Source organism: Streptomyces sp. S3(2020), from assembly GCF_013044505.1.
Taxonomy (GTDB): domain Bacteria; phylum Actinomycetota; class Actinomycetes; order Streptomycetales; family Streptomycetaceae; genus Streptomyces.
In genome coordinates this window covers 19,985-34,752 of record NZ_JABERD010000029.1, presented here as the reverse complement: position 1 = coordinate 34,752, position 14,768 = coordinate 19,985, and the positions used below count along the sequence as shown (strand labels likewise).

Genomic DNA, 14,768 nt, shown 5'->3' with positions numbered 1-14,768 from the left:
ACGTTCTCCTAGCGGGCGCGGTTCAGGGTCTGAAGGGCGGCCTTCAGCAGCTGGCCCACCTGCGGGGTGCCCTCGGCGGCCTCTGCCTGCGGGGCGACGGCCGCGACCGCCTCGTCCGCCTCACGGGTGGCGTAGCCGAGCCCGATCAGGGCGGCGTGCAGCTGGTCGCGCCAGCCCTGGCTGACCGGGGCGCCGACCACGGGCGCGCCGATCGGCGTGCCGAGCCGGTCCTTGAGTTCGATGAGCAGCTTCTGGGCGCCCTTCTTGCCGATACCGGGGACGGCGATCAGCGCCTTTTCGTCGCCGGTCGAGACGGCTTGGCGCAGCGCGTCGGGGGTGTGCACGGCGAGCATCGACTGGGCCAGGCGGGGGCCGACGCCGCTCGCGGTCTGGAGGAGTTCGAAGACCTGGCGTTCGTCGTCGTCCACGAAGCCGTACAGGGTCAGCGAGTCCTCCCGTACGACGAGGGAGGTGGCGAGCTTGGCCGGCTTGCCCAGGCGGAGGGTGGACAGGGTGTTCGGCGTGCACTGCACGGCCATGCCGACACCGCCGACCTCGACGACTGCGGCGTCGGGGGCGAGTGCGGCGATCGTGCCGCTCACGAAGGCGATCATGCCGTACGGCCTTTCGTTGCGTTGGCTGCGTGCAGGGCGACCGCCTGCTGGAGCCGGTTCTGTGCGGGGGCGCGCCAGATGTGGCAGATGGCGAGCGCGAGGGCGTCGGCTGCGTCGGCGGGCTTGGGCGGTGCGTCGAGCCGGAGCAGGCGGGTGACCATCGCGCCGACCTGGGCCTTGTCGGCGCGGCCGCTGCCGGTGACGGCGGCCTTGACCTCGCTGGGGGTGTGCAGGGCGACGGGGATGCCGCGGCGGGCGGCGCAGAGCATGGCGACGGCGCTGGCCTGGGCGGTGCCCATCACGGTCCGTACGTTGTGCTGGCTGAACACCCGCTCCACGGCGACGAATTCGGGCCGGTGCTCGTCGAGCCACTGCTCGATGCCCTGCTCGATGGCGACGAGCCGCTGCCCCAACTCGGCGTCGGCGGGCGTCCGTACGACGCCGACGCCGATCATGGTGAGCGGTCGTCCGGCGACCCCCTCGACCACACCCACACCGCACCTCGTGAGTCCGGGGTCCACCCCGAGTACCCGCACCGCGCCCCCTCCCGCTCGATCGCCTGTTTGTGCAGGCTATCTGCTGCCACCGACAACGGCGGCGGGCCGGTGGGGTGTGTCCCACCGGCCCGCCGGATCCGCTCGGTTCGCGGCAGCGCTACGCGTCGACCTTCTCCATGACCTCGTCGCTGACGTCGAAGTTGGCGAAGACGTTCTGCACGTCGTCGCTGTCCTCGAGGGCGTCGATCAGCTTGAAGATCTTCCGGGCGCCTTCCTCGTCGAGCTCGACCTGCATGGTCGGGACGAAGTTGGCGTCGGCGGAGTCGTAGTCGATCCCGGCTTCCTGGAGTGCGGTGCGGACCGCGACCAGGTCGGTGGCCTCGGAGAGGATCTCGAAGGACTCACCGAGGTCGTTGACTTCCTCGGCACCCGCGTCCAGGACGGCTCCCAGGACGTCGTCCTCGGTCAGCTCGCCCTTGGCGACGATCACGACGCCCTTGCGGTTGAAGAGGTACGAGACGGAGCCCGGGTCGGCCATCGAACCGCCGTTGCGGGTCATGGCGACACGCACGTCCGAGGCGGCACGGTTGCGGTTGTCGGTGAGGCACTCGATGAGCACCGCGACACCGTTCGGGCCGTAGCCCTCGTACATGATCGTCTCGTAGTCGGCGCCACCCGCCTCGAGACCGGCGCCGCGCTTGACCGCGGAGTCGATGTTCTTGTTGGGGACCGAGCTCTTCTTGGCCTTCTGGATGGCGTCGAACAGCGTCGGGTTGCCGGACACGTCGGCGCCGCCGGTGCGGGCGGCGACCTCGATGTTCTTGATCATCTTCGCGAAGAGCTTGCCGCGCTTGGCGTCGATCACGGCCTTCTTGTGCTTCGTCGTAGCCCATTTAGAGTGGCCGGACATCTGCCTGTCTCCTTCGCGTAACCCATCCAAACAACGAACGCAGAGATCCTACAAGGACTCCGCCGTCCGGTTCGCGCGCACCATGTCGACGAACAGGGAGTGCACGCGGTGGTCGCCGGTCAGCTCCGGATGGAACGACGTGGCGAGCGCGTTGCCCTGGCGGACCGCGACGATGTGGCCGTCGTGCTCGGCGAGCACCTCGGTCTCGGCGCCGACGGACTCGACCCAGGGGGCGCGGATGAAGACGCCCTCTACAGCATCGCCCTCGACGCCCGCGACGTCGACCGTCGCTTCGAAGGACTCGTTCTGCCGGCCGAAGGCGTTGCGGCGCACGATCATGTCGATGCCGCCGATCGTCTCCTGGCCCGAGCGCGGGTCGAGGATCTTGTCGGCCAGCATGATCATGCCCGCGCAGGTGCCGTAGACAGGCATTCCGGCACGCACGCGCGCGCGGAGCGGCTCCATCACGCCGAACAGGACGGCCAGTTTGGAGATCGTCGTGGACTCCCCGCCGGGGATGACCAGGCCGTGGATCTCGGCGAGTTCCTCGGGGCGCCTGACCGGCCTGGCCACGGCGTCCGCCGCGGCCAGGGCGATGAGGTGCTCCCGTACGTCGCCCTGGAGAGCCAGGACGCCGATGACAGGGGCTTCGTTCGACATGGGGTGGTTACCAGCCGCGGTTGGCGTAGCGCTCGGCCTCGGGGAGGGTGTCGCAGTTGATGCCGACCATGGCCTCGCCGAGGTTGCGGGACGCGTCCGCGATGATCTTCGGGTCGTCGTAGAAGGTGGTGGCCTTCACGATGGCGGCGGCGCGCTTGGCCGGGTCGCCGGACTTGAAGATGCCGGAGCCGACGAAGACGCCCTCGGCGCCGAGCTGGCGCATCAGGGCGGCGTCGGCCGGGGTGGCGACGCCACCGGCGGAGAACAGGACCACCGGGAGCTTGCCCAGCTCGGAGACTTCCTTGACGAGCTCGTAGGGGGCGCGCAGCTCCTTGGCGGCGGCGTACAGCTCGTTGTTGTCGTAGCCGCGCAGACGGGCGATCTCGTTCTTGATCTGGCGCAGGTGACGCACGGCCTCGACGACGTTGCCGGTGCCGGCCTCGCCCTTGGAGCGGATCATGGCCGCGCCCTCGGCGATCCGGCGCAGGGCCTCGCCCAGGTTGGTGGCGCCGCAGACGAAGGGGGTCGTGAACGCCCACTTGTCGGAGTGGTTGACCTCGTCGGCCGGGGTGAGGACCTCGGACTCGTCGATGTAGTCGACGCCGAGCGACTGAAGGACCTGCGCCTCGACGAAGTGGCCGATGCGGGACTTGGCCATCACGGGGATGGAGACCGCCTCGATGATCTCCTCGATCATGTTGGGGTCCGACATCCGGGCCACGCCGCCGTCCTTGCGGATGTCGGCGGGGACCCGCTCCAGGGCCATGACGGCCACGGCGCCGGCGTCCTCGGCGATCTTCGCCTGCTCGGCGTTGACCACGTCCATGATCACGCCGCCCTTGAGCTGCTCGGCCATGCCGCGCTTCACACGGGCGGTGCCGGTCTCGGGAGCCTGGTTCTCGGTGATGGACACGGGTTGACCTCGCTGATGTGAAAAGAGGATTTCTGCAGCACCGAGGAAACGTGAAGAGAGCAGTCCACAGCAAGGGCCAATGAGGAGGCGGTGGATCGTTTTGCGAGCGGGCGCGGCTATGCGGCCCGGTCCACCAGGGCCACGGGAGGCTCGTCGTCCATCTCGAACGCCATCGGGAACGGGGCGTGCCCCGCCAGCCGGAACCAGCGGACCTTGCGGTGGCGCCGCAGGGCACGGGCGGCCCGTACGGCGTCGTTGTGGAAGCGCCGGGCCATCGGCACCCGGCGCACCGCCTCGGTCAGTTCCCGGATCGCTTCCACTCCCCCGGGCGCCTCCCGCACCGTCTCCACCTGCGGTGTCTCCGCGAAGACGGCCCGCAGGGCCTGGCTCAGCTCGCTCTCGGCGACCTCCCGTTGCTCCTCCTCGGCCTGCCGCGCGGCGTGCGCCGCCTCGTAGAGCACGATCGAGGCGGCCGGGTCGAGGACACCGGAGGTCGCCAGTTCCTGGGTCACCGAGGCGCGCCGCAGCAGCTGCGCGTCCAGCGCGGCCCGGGCGGCGTCGATCCGGGTGTGCAGCCGGTCCAGTCGTCCTGCGGTCCAGCTCAAGTAGAGGCCGATCGCGATCAGGGCGACGAGGATCCAGATGAGGGTTGGGGTCACGGGCGCAAAGGTTACCGACGTACGGCGCCGGCCCTACGCGCCCCTCAGTCCCGCGCCAGCCCGAGCCGCGACAACAGGCCCGTGGTGCGGTCGTCCTCGGCCGCCGCCACCGCCGCCGCGCCCGCCGTCACCGTCTCGTACACGGACAGGATGTCCGCGCCCACCGTCGACCAGTCGAACCGCCGTACGTGGGCGCTCCCGCGCTCCCGCAGTTCGGCCCGCCGCTCCGGATCGGCCAGCAGCCGCAGCGCCGCGTCGGCCAGCGCGTCGGCGTCCTCGTTGGCGAAGAGTTCGCCCGCCGCGCCCTGGTCGAGCACCTGGGCGAAGGCGTCCAGGTCCGAGGCGAGCACCGGGGCCCCCGCCGACATCGCCTCGACCAGGATGATCCCGAAGCTCTCGCCGCCGGTGTTGGGGGCGACGTAGACGTCGACGCTGCGCAGGAAGCGCGCCTTGTCCTCGTCGCTGACCATGCCGAGGAACTCCACGCGCGAGCGCAGCTCCGCCGGCAGGCTCTCCACGGCCTCCTCCGCGTCACCGCGCCCGGCGACCAGGAGCCGGGTCTGCGGGCGCTCGGCGAGGATCTTCGGCAGGGCCTTCATCAGCACCGGCAGGCCCTTGCGGGGCTCGTCGATGCGTCCGACGAAGCCGAGGGTGTCGCCCTGCCACTCGGGGTTGGGCTCGGCCTTGGCGAAGAAGTCGACGTCGACGCCGTTCGGGATGACGACCGCGTCCCCGCCGAGGTGCTCCACCAGTGTGCGGCGGGCGTACTCGCTCACCGCGATGCGCGCGCTGATCTTCTCCAGGGCGGCCTGGAGGATCGAGTACGCGGCGATCATGGCCTTGGAGCGCGGGTTGGAGGTGTGGAAGGTCGCCACGAGCGGGCCCTGCGCCGCCCAGCAGGCCAGCAGGCCCAGGGAGGGCGAGGACGGCTCGTGGATGTGCACGACGTCGAACTCGCCGTCGTGCAGCCAGCGGCGCACACGCGCGGCGCTGAGGAAGCCGAAGTTCAGCCGGGCCACCGAGCCGTTGTACGGCACCGGCACCGCGCGGCCCGCCGAGACGACGTAGGGCGGCAGCGGGGTGTCGTCGTCGGCCGGGGCCAGCACGGACACGTCGTGGCCGAGCCGGATGAAGTACGCGGCGAGATCGCGGATGTGGAACTGGACGCCGCCCGGCACGTCCCAGGAGTACGGGCAGACGATGCCGATCTTCACGAGGGCCCCTTACCGGGGTCGAGATCCTTGAGCCACAACCGCTGCAGCATGTGCCAGTCCTCCGGATGGTCGGCGATCCCCGAGGCGAAGGCATCGGCCAGCGCCTGTGCCATGACAGACGTCTTCTCGGCGCGGGTACCTGTCTCGGGTACCTCGACCGGGGGGTGCACCCTGCCCCGCATGACGGGCGAGTCGTCGTACCAGAGCGTCACCGGCAGCAGCAGCGCGCCGGTCTGCTGGGCGAGGAGCGCCGGGCCCGCGGGGATCCGGGTCGTCTCGCCGAAGAACCGGACCTCGACGCCGGAAGAGGACAGGTCGCGCTCGGCGACCAGGCAGACCAGGCCGCCGTCGCGCAGCCGCCGGGCCAGGGTGCCGAAGGCGGTGCCGCCGCTGTGCGGCAGGACCTCCATGCCGAGTCCCTCGCGATAGGCGACGAAACGGTCGTACAGCGTCTCCGGCTTGAGCCGTTCCGCGACCGTGGTGAACGGTGTCTCCAGCTTGGTGGTGACCCAGGCACCGGCGAGGTCCCAGTTGGCCATGTGCGGCAGCGCCAGGATGACGCCCCGGTCGGAGGCGATCCCGTCGGTCAGGTGGTGCACGTCCTTGGGGTCGAACCCCGCCTTGACGCGGTCGGTGCTCCAGGCGGGCAGCCGGAAGGACTCCATCCAGTAGCGCAGGTACGAGCGCATGCCCGCGCGGGACAGCTCGGCGAGGCGCTCGGGGGTCGCGTCGGGCACCACGCGCGCGTAGTTGCTCTCCAGCCGCCGCACGCCCTTGCCGCGCTGTTTCCAGGCGAGATCGGCGACGGTCCGGCCGAGGCGTACGGCGACCGGCTCGGGGAGCTTCTTCACCACTCCCCAGCCGAGGCCGTACAGCGCGTCGGTGAGCCGGTCCTGGGCACTCACTTCGCCGCCTCGCTCCCCTGGGTCTCCTGCGGGGCGGTCGCGTCCGCCTCGGCCGCCTCGCGGCGGACCGTGACGACGCGCTGGATCAGCGTGACCAGGCTGCCGACGGCGACGATCCACAGAGCGACCGGCAGCAGGTACTGGATGCCCGGTACACCGAACTTGTGCAAACCGGCGAGACCGGCCGCGACCAGGGAGATCACCAGGCGCTCGGCCCGCTCGACGAGACCGTTGACGGCGACCGGCAGCCCGATCGACTCGCCCCGGGCCTTGGTGTACGACACCACCTGACCGCTCGCCAGGCAGAAGATCGAGACCGCGCACAGCACGAGATCGTCGCCGCCACCGGCGTACCAGAGGATGAAGCCGCCGAAGATCGCGCCGTCGGCGACCCGGTCAAGGGTGGAGTCCAGGAAGGCGCCCCAGCGGCTGGAACGGCCGAGCTGGCGGGCCATGTTGCCGTCGACCAGGTCCGAGAACACGAACAGCGTGATCACGATCGTGCCCCAGAAGAACTCGCCCATGGGGAAGAAGACCAGCGCCCCCGCGACCACCCCCGCGGTACCCAGCAGCGTCACCGTGTCGGGGCTGACACCCCTTCTGATGAGAAATGAGGCGAACGGCGTGAGGACACGCGTGAAGAATGCACGCGCGTACTTGTTCAGCATGGCCTTCCCGAGGGTCGGTGTGGCCGCGCGGCCCCTGCTGGCCACCGGCTGGCCCATCGTAGCCACGCGCGCGCATGTGCGAACGCCGGGCACTCGCGCCCCGTGTCACGGCCGCATGGCATACGGGTAACGGCACGATCGCGTCCGCCGTATGGACGCACCGTGACCGGAGTGGAAAGCTCGAAGAACCGCGGGCGTCGCCGGAGCCGCCATCGCCGCGGATCCGCATGTCCGCGCCCACAGTGACCTCACCGTGCACGGGAGGCAAGGCCATGGGCGACAAGGCGAACGCACACCCCGGAGCCGCCGGCAGGGCAACAGCGGCCGACCACCCCGCGTCCGTACGGAATGTGGTGCTGGTCGGCCACTCCGGATCGGGCAAGACGACGTTGGTGGAAGCTCTCGCGCTGACAGCGGGGGCGGTGAACAGGGCGGGCCGCGTGGAGGACGGCGGCACCGTCTCCGACTACGACGAGATCGAGCACCGGCAGAACCGTTCGGTACAGCTCTCCCTGGTGCCCGTCGAATGGGACGGCATCAAGGTCAATCTTCTCGACACCCCTGGATACGCCGACTTCGTCGGGGAACTGAGGGCCGGTCTGCGAGCGGCGGACGCGGCCCTTTTCGTCGTCTCGGCCTCCGACGGGGTGGACGGCTCGACCCGCATGGTGTGGGAGGAGTGCGCGGCCGTCGGCATGCCGCGCGCGCTCGTGATCACGCATCTGGAGGCCGCCCGGGCGGACTTCGAGGAGATGACGCGGACCTGCGCGGAGGCGTTCGGCGGGGACGACCCCGACGCCGTGCTCCCCCTGTATCTGCCGTTGCACGGCCCCCAGGGTCCGGACGGGCACGCGCCCGTGACCGGTCTGACCGGCCTGCTGTCGCAGAAGCTGTTCGACTACTCCTCGGGCGAGCGCAAGGAGTCCGAGCCGGGCGAGGAGCAGCTGCCGGAGATCGAGGAGGCCCGCAACCGGCTGATCGAGGGGATCATCGCCGAGAGCGAGGACGAGACCCTCATGGACCGCTACCTCGGCGGTGAAGAGGTCGACGTCAAGACCCTGATCGAGGACCTGGAGCGGGCCGTGGCGCGCGGGGTCTTCTTCCCCGTCCTGGCCGCCGCCCCCGCGGCCGAGGGCGGCAAGCAGGGGCTCGGCACGGTCGAGGTGCTGGAGCTCGTCACGCGGGGCTTCCCGACGCCGTTCGAGCACCCCACTCCGGGTGTCACCACCATCGACGGCAAGCCGCGCGAGGTGAAGGCCTGCGACACCGACGGCCCGCTGGTCGCGGAGGTCGTCAAGACGTCCTCCGACCCCTACGTCGGCCGTGTCTCCCTCGTCCGGATCTTCTCCGGCACCCTGCGCCCCGACGAGACGGTGCACGTCTCCGGACACGGTCTGGCCGACCGCGGGCACGAGGACCACGACGTCGACGAACGCGTCGGCGCGCTGTCCACCCCGTTCGGCAAGCAGCAGCGCCCGGTGACCCACGCCATCGCCGGCGACCTCGTGTGCGTGGCCAAGCTGAGCCGTGCGGAGACCGGCGACACCCTGTCGGCCAAGGACGACCCGCTCCTGATGGAGCCCTGGGAGATGCCCGACCCGCTGCTGCCGCTCGCCATCGAGGCGCACAGCAAGGCCGACGAGGACAAGCTCTCGCAGGGCCTGAGCCGACTGGTGGCCGAGGATCCGACCATGCGGCTCGAACAGAACCAGGACACCCACCAGGTGGTCCTGTGGTGCCTGGGCGAGGCACATGCCGACGTGGCGCTGGAGCGGCTGCGCAGCCGGTACGGCGTCCAGGTCGACGTCGTCCCGCACAAGGTCTCCCTCCGGGAGACGTTCGCCGACAGGTCGGCGGGCCGTGGCCGGCATGTGAAGCAGTCCGGCGGGCACGGGCAGTTCGCGATCTGCGCGATCGAGGTGGAGCCCCTGCCGGGCGGCTCGGGCATCGAGTTCGTGGACAAGGTCGTCGGCGGCGCGGTGCCCCGGCAGTTCATCCCCTCCGTCGAGAAGGGCGTGCGCGCCCAGGCCGCCAAGGGGGTCGCGGCCGGCTACGCGCTCATCGACGTGCGGATCACACTGCTCGACGGCAAGGCGCACTCGGTGGATTCCTCCGACGCCGCGTTCCAGACGGCGGGCGCGCTGGCGCTGCGGGAGGCGGCGGCGGACGCGAGGATCCATCTCCTCGAACCGGTGGCCGAGGTCAGCATCCTGGTCGGCGACGACTACGTGGGAGCCGTGATGAGCGACCTGTCCGGCCGGCGCGGCCGGGTGCTCGGCACCGAGCAGACCAGCGGGAACCGCACCGTCGTCAAGGCCGAGGTGCCGGAGATCGAGATCGGCCGGTACGCCGTCGACCTGCGCTCCCTGTCACACGGCACGGCACGCTTCAACCGCTCCTACGCACGGCACGAACCCATGCCGCCGCAGATCGCCGAAAGGATCCGTGAAGAGGCGCGCGACTCCTAGGAGTTGGCGCGGGGCACACTACAAGTGGCTTTCCTGGAACGCTCCCCTCCGAGTCGGCGACGCGAACGAGGCGGAGGGGCGCGCCCAGCACCCCGTAGGCGAACGAGTCTGAAAAGGGTGCCTTCGGCCGTCCGCCGACGAATGTCGGCGGCGGCGGATACGCTGAGGGCCGTGATCAAGTCGGGCCCGGATACCGGGACGGCCTGATCAACAGGTGTGCGGGGCAAGGAAGTCGGGAAGGCCGCAGGAGCGAGCATGGCGGCGATCGGGGGCGGGAATGACCATTGAGAGTGTCTTCGGACCACAGGTGCCCCGCACCGGCGACGAGAGCCAGACGGCTACCTTCGCCCTCGCCTCGGCCGCGTACCGGGACAATCTGGTCGAGGACATCAAGAAGGCCAACAGCGAGTGGCACGAGACGACGGTCTCGGAGGGCCGGTCGTGGACCGGCGGCCTGTTCAAACCCAACCTCGGTGAGGCGTTCTCGCGAGCCGTGATCGACCGCATGATCGGTCCGGGCCGCAAGCCGCTCATCCAGTCCTTCGGGACCGCGCCCCAGGTGGTCGTCGACCACTGCCTGGCCGCGTACCGTCTGCGCCGGGCACGGGACCGACGCCTGTCGACCGTCATGGTGCTGTGCGGTCTGCTGTTCCTGCCCGGCCTCCTGGTGTGGCTCCTGGTCTTCGGGATCCGCACCACCATCGACAAGAACCCGAACAAGCGGGCCTCCGCCGTGGCCACGGCGCTTCTCGTCGGCGTCGGCGCGCTCGCCGTCGTCTTCCTGGTCAAGATGCCGTTCACGGGCTTCTGGGGCTGGTACGCACGCGCGTGCGTGGTCGCACCCGTCCTCGGCTGGTTCTGGGCCAAGCAGATCTGCGACAGCGTCGCGAAGGACCTGCGAGCCCGCTGGGACGGGCTGATCGCCGGCAGCAGCGTCGGCGCCGAGGTCCCCGAGGCGGTGCCGAGCAGCCCCGGCGAGACCCAGGCCGAGCAGAAGCGCCAGTCCTTGGCCAGGATGGCCACCGAGCAGCAGTCGAACGCCGTCTTCTACGCCGGCCCCAAGGGCATCCTGGGCATGGGCACCCGCTGGGGCAGCTGGCAGCTCGCCGAAGACCTGACCCCCGCCGACCCGACCCGGGAGATCCACCCGTTCCGCAGCTGGGACGTCATCCGCAACATCGAGGCCAGGCTGCGCATGCTGGAGCGGAACACCATCAACACGGGCGGCTTCCCGAAGGCGTCCATACGCCACTGGATCGTCACGCCGATCGGTGAGAACGCCAAGGGGGTGGCGCGCACCGAACAGTCCGGGGACATCGAGGCGTTCCAGCACCGGCAGCACTCGATACAGGACATCTGCAACAAGCAGCAGTTCGGCAGTGGCGACCGGCACTACCTCGGCGTGCAGTGGACGCTGTGGGACGGCCAGCTGATCCTCACGATGATGATCACCGTCACCGTGCTGCACGAGACGTTGCGCATCGAGGTGACCGGCCATGCGCTCGGCCCGGTGAACTCGCTGTTCACGGGCAAGTCCGAGGCCCCGACGAAGGACGTCCAGAAGTCGCTCAAGCCGTGGGAGACCCGCAAGGTGAAACTCCCGCTGGTCCCCACGAACGAGGTCGTGCGACTGACCGTGCGCGCCCCGCTGACCTGGTATCCGCCCCTGCTGAACTGGCTCGGCGGGACGATCTCGCTCCCCGAGCCGTTCGGTCTGCGGCACGTCTGGGCCGACAAGCCGTGGCGCCACCGCTTCATGGCCGACGACGCGATGCGGGCCGCGACGCCCGTGCTGCGCGTGGTGCACGCGGCGGCGATCAAGGTCCTGGAGGACAACGGCGTGGACACGGAGAAGTTCGGCAACCGGTCGTCGTTCCTCAGCGGCGCGGTGCAGGACCCGTCACCGAGGAAGGCCGACCTGTACGACGCGTAGCCCCCTACGCGGCGGGCCAGGCCTCCGCCAGCATCTTGCGGGTGTCGGCGAGCAGCTGCGGCAGCACCCGCGTGTGCCCGACGACCGGCATGAAGTTCGTGTCGCCGCCCCAGCGCGGGACGATGTGCTGGTGGAGGTGGGCGGCGATACCGGCGCCGGCCACCGTGCCCTGGTTCATGCCGATGTTGAAGCCGTGGGCGCCGGACGCGGTGCGCAGCGCGGTCATCGCCTGCTTGGTGAGCGCGGCGAGCTCGATGGTCTCCGGCTCGGTCAGGTCGGTGTAGTCGGCGACATGACGGTAGGGCACGACCATCAGGTGGCCGCCGTTGTACGGATACAGATTCAGCACCGCGTACACCTGCTCACCGCGCCGGACGATCAGCCCGTCCTCGTCGGATTTGGCCGGGATGGAGCAGAAGGGACACCCGTCGTCGGCACCCGGGCCGGTCGGCTTGTTCTCGCCCTGGATGTAGGCCATCCGGTGGGGCGTCCACAGACGCTGGAACGCGTCCTGGGTGCCCACTCCCCACTGCTGCTCCGGCTCACTCGTCATGCAGGGAAGCATATGGCTTCGCCCGTTCGCGGCGTGTCGGCGGGGTTGCGGCGAAACCTCCTGGGGCCAAGCTGGGCCGGTGGACGATGACAGCCCCAAGGCCCGCTGGGAGCGGCGCACCGAGTTCCCCCTCGCATTGGCGTCCCTGGCGTTCCTCGCCGCGTACGCGATCAGCGTCCTGGCCCATGATCTGCCGGGCGTCTGGCGGGACCTGTGCCTGGCGGTGACGCTGGCCGCCTGGGCGCTGTTCGCGGTCGACTACGCGGTGCGCTGGCGGCTCGACGGACAGCGGCTGCGTTTCGTACGGACGCACTGGCTGGACACCCTGGTGCTGGTGCTCCCTCTCCTGCGGCCACTGCGGGTGGTCAAGGTGTACGAGGCCGTGCAGCGCCGGCACGGGCGGCCCCGGCTAGCCCTGCACGCGCGCGTGATCGTGTACGCCGGTCTGTCGACGCTCCTGCTCGGCTTCACGGGTGCCCTCGCCGTCTACCAGCAGGAGCAGGGGGCCGCCGATGCGACGATGCGCACCTTCGGGGACGCCGTGTGGTGGACCTGCGCCACTCTCGCGACCGTCGGCTACGGCGACGTCTCCCCCGTCACGCCCATGGGACGTCTGATCGCGGTCGGGATCATGGCGATCGGACTGGCACTGCTGGGCGCGGTCACCGGCACGTTCGCCTCCTGGCTGCTCCAGGTGTTCGCGCGGGAGGACGACGAGGGGCCCCCGGGAGGCTGAACCTCCCGGGGGCCCCTCAGGTGCCGTCGGATCAGATCTGCGCCCGCTCCTCGACGACCTTCGCGATCTTCGCGATGGCCTCGTCGAACGGGATGCCGTTCTCCTGCGAGCCGTCGCGGTAGCGGAAGGAGACCGAGCCGCCCGCCATGTCCTCGTCGCCCGCGATGACCATGAAGGGCACCTTCTGCTTCTGGGCGTTGCGGATCTTCTTCTGCATCCGGTCGGAGGAGGAGTCCACGTCGACCCGTAGCCCCTGCTTCCTGGCCGCGGCCGCGAACTTCTCCAGGTACTCGACGTGCGCGTCACCGATCGGGATGCCGACCGCCTGGACCGGGGCCAGCCACGCCGGGAAGGCGCCCGCGTAGTGCTCCAGGAGCACGGCGAAGAACCGCTCGATGGAGCCGAACAGCGCGCGGTGGATCATGACCGGGCGCTGCTTGGAGCCGTCGGGGCCGGTGTACTCCAGGTCGAAGCGCTCGGGCAGGTTGAAGTCGAGCTGGATGGTCGACATCTGCCAGGTGCGGCCGATGGCGTCCTTGGTCTGCACGGAGATCTTCGGGCCGTAGAACGCGGCGCCGCCCGGGTCGGGGACCAGGGGCAGGCCCTGCTTCTCGGCCACCTGACGCAGCGTCTCCGTGGCCTCCTCCCAGACCTCGTCCGTGCCGACGAACTTCTCCGGGTCCTTGGTGGACAGCTCCAGGTAGAAGTCGGTCAGGCCGTAGTCCCGCAGCAGACCGAGGACGAAGGTGAGCGTCTTGTCGAGCTCCTCCGACATCTGCTCACGGGTGCAGTAGATGTGCGCGTCGTCCTGCGTGAAGCCACGCGCACGCGTGAGGCCGTGCACGACGCCCGACTTCTCGTACCGGTACACGGTCCCGAACTCGAAGAGGCGCAGCGGCAGTTCACGGTAGGAGCGGCCGCGCGCGTCGAAGATCAGGTTGTGCATCGGGCAGTTCATGGGCTTGAGGTAGTAGTCCACGCCCTCGTCGAGCTGCATGGGCGGGTACATGCCGTCGGCGTACCAGTCCAGGTGCCCGGACGTCTCGAAGAGCTTCCCCTTCGTCGCGTGCGGGGTGTAGACGAACTCGTAGCCCTCCTCCTCGTGGCGGCGGCGCGAGTAGTCCTCCATGACCCGGCGGATGATGCCGCCCTTGGGGTGGAAGACGGCGAGGCCGGAGCCGATCTGCTCCGGGATGGAGAACAGGTCGAGTTCGTTGCCCAGCTTGCGGTGGTCGCGCTTCTCGGCCTCGGCGAGGAAGTCGAGGTGGGCCTTCAGCTCCTCCTTGGAGGGCCAGGCGGTGCCGTAGATGCGCTGGAGCATCGGGTTCTTCTCGCTGCCGCGCCAGTAGGCGGCCGCGTTGCGCATCAGCTTGAACGCCGGGATGTTCCGGGTGGTGGGCAGGTGGGGACCGCGGCAGAGGTCCTTCCAGCACAGGTCGCCGGTCTTGGCGTCGAGGTTGTCGTAGATCGTCAGCTCGCCGGCGCCGACCTCGACGTCCGCGCCGTCGTCGGAGGAGGCCGAGCCCTTGAGGCCGATCAGCTCCAGCTTGTACGGCTCGGCGGCCAGCTCCTCGCGGGCGGCCTCGTCGGTCACCACACGGCGGGCGAAGCGCTGCCCGCGCTTCTGGATCTCCTGCATCTTCTTCTCGACGGCCTTGAGATCCTCGGGCGTGAACGGCTTCTCGACGTCGAAGTCGTAGTAGAAGCCGTCCTTGACCGGCGGGCCGATGCCCAGCTTGGCCTCGGGGAAGAGCTCCTGCACGGCCTGCGCCATGACGTGCGCGGTGGAGTGGCGCAGGATGTCGAGACCGTCCTTGGAGGAGATCTCGACGCCCTCGACCTCGTCGCCCTCGGCGACGGCGTACGCGAGGTCCTTCAGCTCACCGGCCACGCGCGCGGCGATGATCGAGCGCTCGCCGGCGAAGAGCTCGGCGGCCGTGGTGCCCGTCGTCACCGTGCGCTCTTCCCGCTCGGAATCGCGTTGGATGATCACACGGACGTCTGACACCGGTCTCTCCTGACTGAAGGTGGATGCGGG

At 70.0% G+C, this 14,768-nt stretch carries 14 protein-coding genes; 3 read left to right on the top strand and 11 right to left on the bottom strand.

The annotated features are described in order from the left end of the window. Positions 1-8: 8 nt before the first annotated feature. The 9 genes from ruvA to pgsA form a co-directional block, all read right to left on the bottom strand. Positions 9-614, bottom strand: a complete 606-nt coding sequence (ruvA, locus tag HLK59_RS12600; protein WP_171141458.1) for a Holliday junction branch migration protein RuvA — start codon at positions 612-614, stop codon at positions 9-11. Next, positions 611-1,150 carry a crossover junction endodeoxyribonuclease RuvC gene (gene ruvC, locus HLK59_RS12595; protein WP_171141457.1) on the bottom strand — a complete coding sequence of 180 codons (540 nt, stop codon included), beginning with the start codon at positions 1,148-1,150 and terminating at the stop codon, positions 611-613. Before ruvC ends, ruvA begins: the two co-directional genes overlap by 4 nt. 118 nt (positions 1,151-1,268) lie before the next feature. Continuing rightward, entirely contained in the window at positions 1,269-2,021 is a 753-nt protein-coding gene (locus HLK59_RS12590) for a YebC/PmpR family DNA-binding transcriptional regulator (RefSeq protein ID WP_171141456.1), read from the bottom strand. 48 nt (positions 2,022-2,069) lie between these two features. Continuing rightward, positions 2,070-2,681: a pyridoxal 5'-phosphate synthase glutaminase subunit PdxT gene (gene pdxT / locus HLK59_RS12585; RefSeq protein ID WP_171141455.1), complete on the bottom strand. Its 612-nt coding sequence runs from the start codon at positions 2,679-2,681 to the stop codon at positions 2,070-2,072. A 7-nt stretch (positions 2,682-2,688) separates the two neighbouring features. Next, positions 2,689-3,594, bottom strand: a complete 906-nt coding sequence (pdxS, locus tag HLK59_RS12580) for a pyridoxal 5'-phosphate synthase lyase subunit PdxS (protein WP_171141454.1) — start codon at positions 3,592-3,594, stop codon at positions 2,689-2,691. A gap of 116 nt (positions 3,595-3,710) precedes the next feature. Next, positions 3,711-4,253: a hypothetical protein gene (locus tag HLK59_RS12575; RefSeq protein WP_171141453.1), complete on the bottom strand. Its 543-nt coding sequence runs from the start codon at positions 4,251-4,253 to the stop codon at positions 3,711-3,713. A gap of 44 nt (positions 4,254-4,297) precedes the next feature. Next, entirely contained in the window at positions 4,298-5,467 is a 1,170-nt protein-coding gene (locus HLK59_RS12570) for a glycosyltransferase family 4 protein (protein ID WP_171141452.1), read from the bottom strand. Next, positions 5,464-6,372 carry a phosphatidylinositol mannoside acyltransferase gene (locus HLK59_RS12565; protein ID WP_171141451.1) on the bottom strand — a complete coding sequence of 303 codons (909 nt, stop codon included), beginning with the start codon at positions 6,370-6,372 and terminating at the stop codon, positions 5,464-5,466. Before HLK59_RS12565 ends, HLK59_RS12570 begins: the two co-directional genes overlap by 4 nt. After that, complete coding sequence (gene pgsA, locus HLK59_RS12560) at positions 6,369-7,097, bottom strand: phosphatidylinositol phosphate synthase (protein ID WP_171141487.1); 729 nt, start codon at positions 7,095-7,097, stop codon at positions 6,369-6,371. Before pgsA ends, HLK59_RS12565 begins: the two co-directional genes overlap by 4 nt. A gap of 215 nt (positions 7,098-7,312) precedes the next feature. Here pgsA and HLK59_RS12555 point away from each other — a divergent pair, with 215 nt between their 5' ends. After that, complete coding sequence (locus HLK59_RS12555) at positions 7,313-9,508, top strand: elongation factor G-like protein EF-G2 (RefSeq protein WP_171141450.1); 2,196 nt, start codon at positions 7,313-7,315, stop codon at positions 9,506-9,508. A gap of 277 nt (positions 9,509-9,785) precedes the next feature. Beyond that, positions 9,786-11,441 (top strand): hypothetical protein, encoded by a 1,656-nt coding sequence (locus HLK59_RS12550; RefSeq protein ID WP_171141449.1) that lies wholly within the window; start codon positions 9,786-9,788, stop codon positions 11,439-11,441. Positions 11,442-11,445: 4 nt separating this feature from the next. Here the strand turns inward: HLK59_RS12550 and HLK59_RS12545 are convergent, their stop codons facing one another. After that, positions 11,446-12,006: an HIT domain-containing protein gene (locus HLK59_RS12545; RefSeq protein WP_171141448.1), complete on the bottom strand. Its 561-nt coding sequence runs from the start codon at positions 12,004-12,006 to the stop codon at positions 11,446-11,448. A gap of 67 nt (positions 12,007-12,073) precedes the next feature. On the opposite strand from HLK59_RS12545, the gene HLK59_RS12540 reads away from it, so the two are divergent. Further along, positions 12,074-12,730 (top strand): potassium channel family protein, encoded by a 657-nt coding sequence (locus tag HLK59_RS12540; RefSeq protein ID WP_171141447.1) that lies wholly within the window; start codon positions 12,074-12,076, stop codon positions 12,728-12,730. 31 nt (positions 12,731-12,761) lie between these two features. Here the strand turns inward: HLK59_RS12540 and thrS are convergent, their stop codons facing one another. After that, complete coding sequence (thrS, locus tag HLK59_RS12535) at positions 12,762-14,738, bottom strand: threonine--tRNA ligase (RefSeq protein WP_171141446.1); 1,977 nt, start codon at positions 14,736-14,738, stop codon at positions 12,762-12,764. Positions 14,739-14,768: the final 30 nt, after the last annotated feature.

Excerpts from the sequence above, each read along its gene's own strand:
- ruvA (WP_171141458.1), bottom strand. The coding sequence starts at position 614 with ATGATCGCCTTCGTGAGCGGCACGATCGCCGCACTCGCCCCCGACGCC.
- HLK59_RS12590 (WP_171141456.1), bottom strand. The coding sequence starts at position 2,021 with ATGTCCGGCCACTCTAAATGGGCTACGACGAAGCACAAGAAGGCCGTG.
- pdxT (WP_171141455.1), bottom strand. The coding sequence starts at position 2,681 with ATGTCGAACGAAGCCCCTGTCATCGGCGTCCTGGCTCTCCAGGGCGAC.
- pgsA (WP_171141487.1), bottom strand. The coding sequence starts at position 7,097 with ATGGGCCAGCCGGTGGCCAGCAGGGGCCGCGCGGCCACACCGACCCTC.
- HLK59_RS12555 (WP_171141450.1), top strand. The coding sequence starts at position 7,313 with ATGGGCGACAAGGCGAACGCACACCCCGGAGCCGCCGGCAGGGCAACA.
- HLK59_RS12550 (WP_171141449.1), top strand. The coding sequence starts at position 9,786 with ATGACCATTGAGAGTGTCTTCGGACCACAGGTGCCCCGCACCGGCGAC.
- HLK59_RS12545 (WP_171141448.1), bottom strand. The coding sequence starts at position 12,006 with ATGCTTCCCTGCATGACGAGTGAGCCGGAGCAGCAGTGGGGAGTGGGC.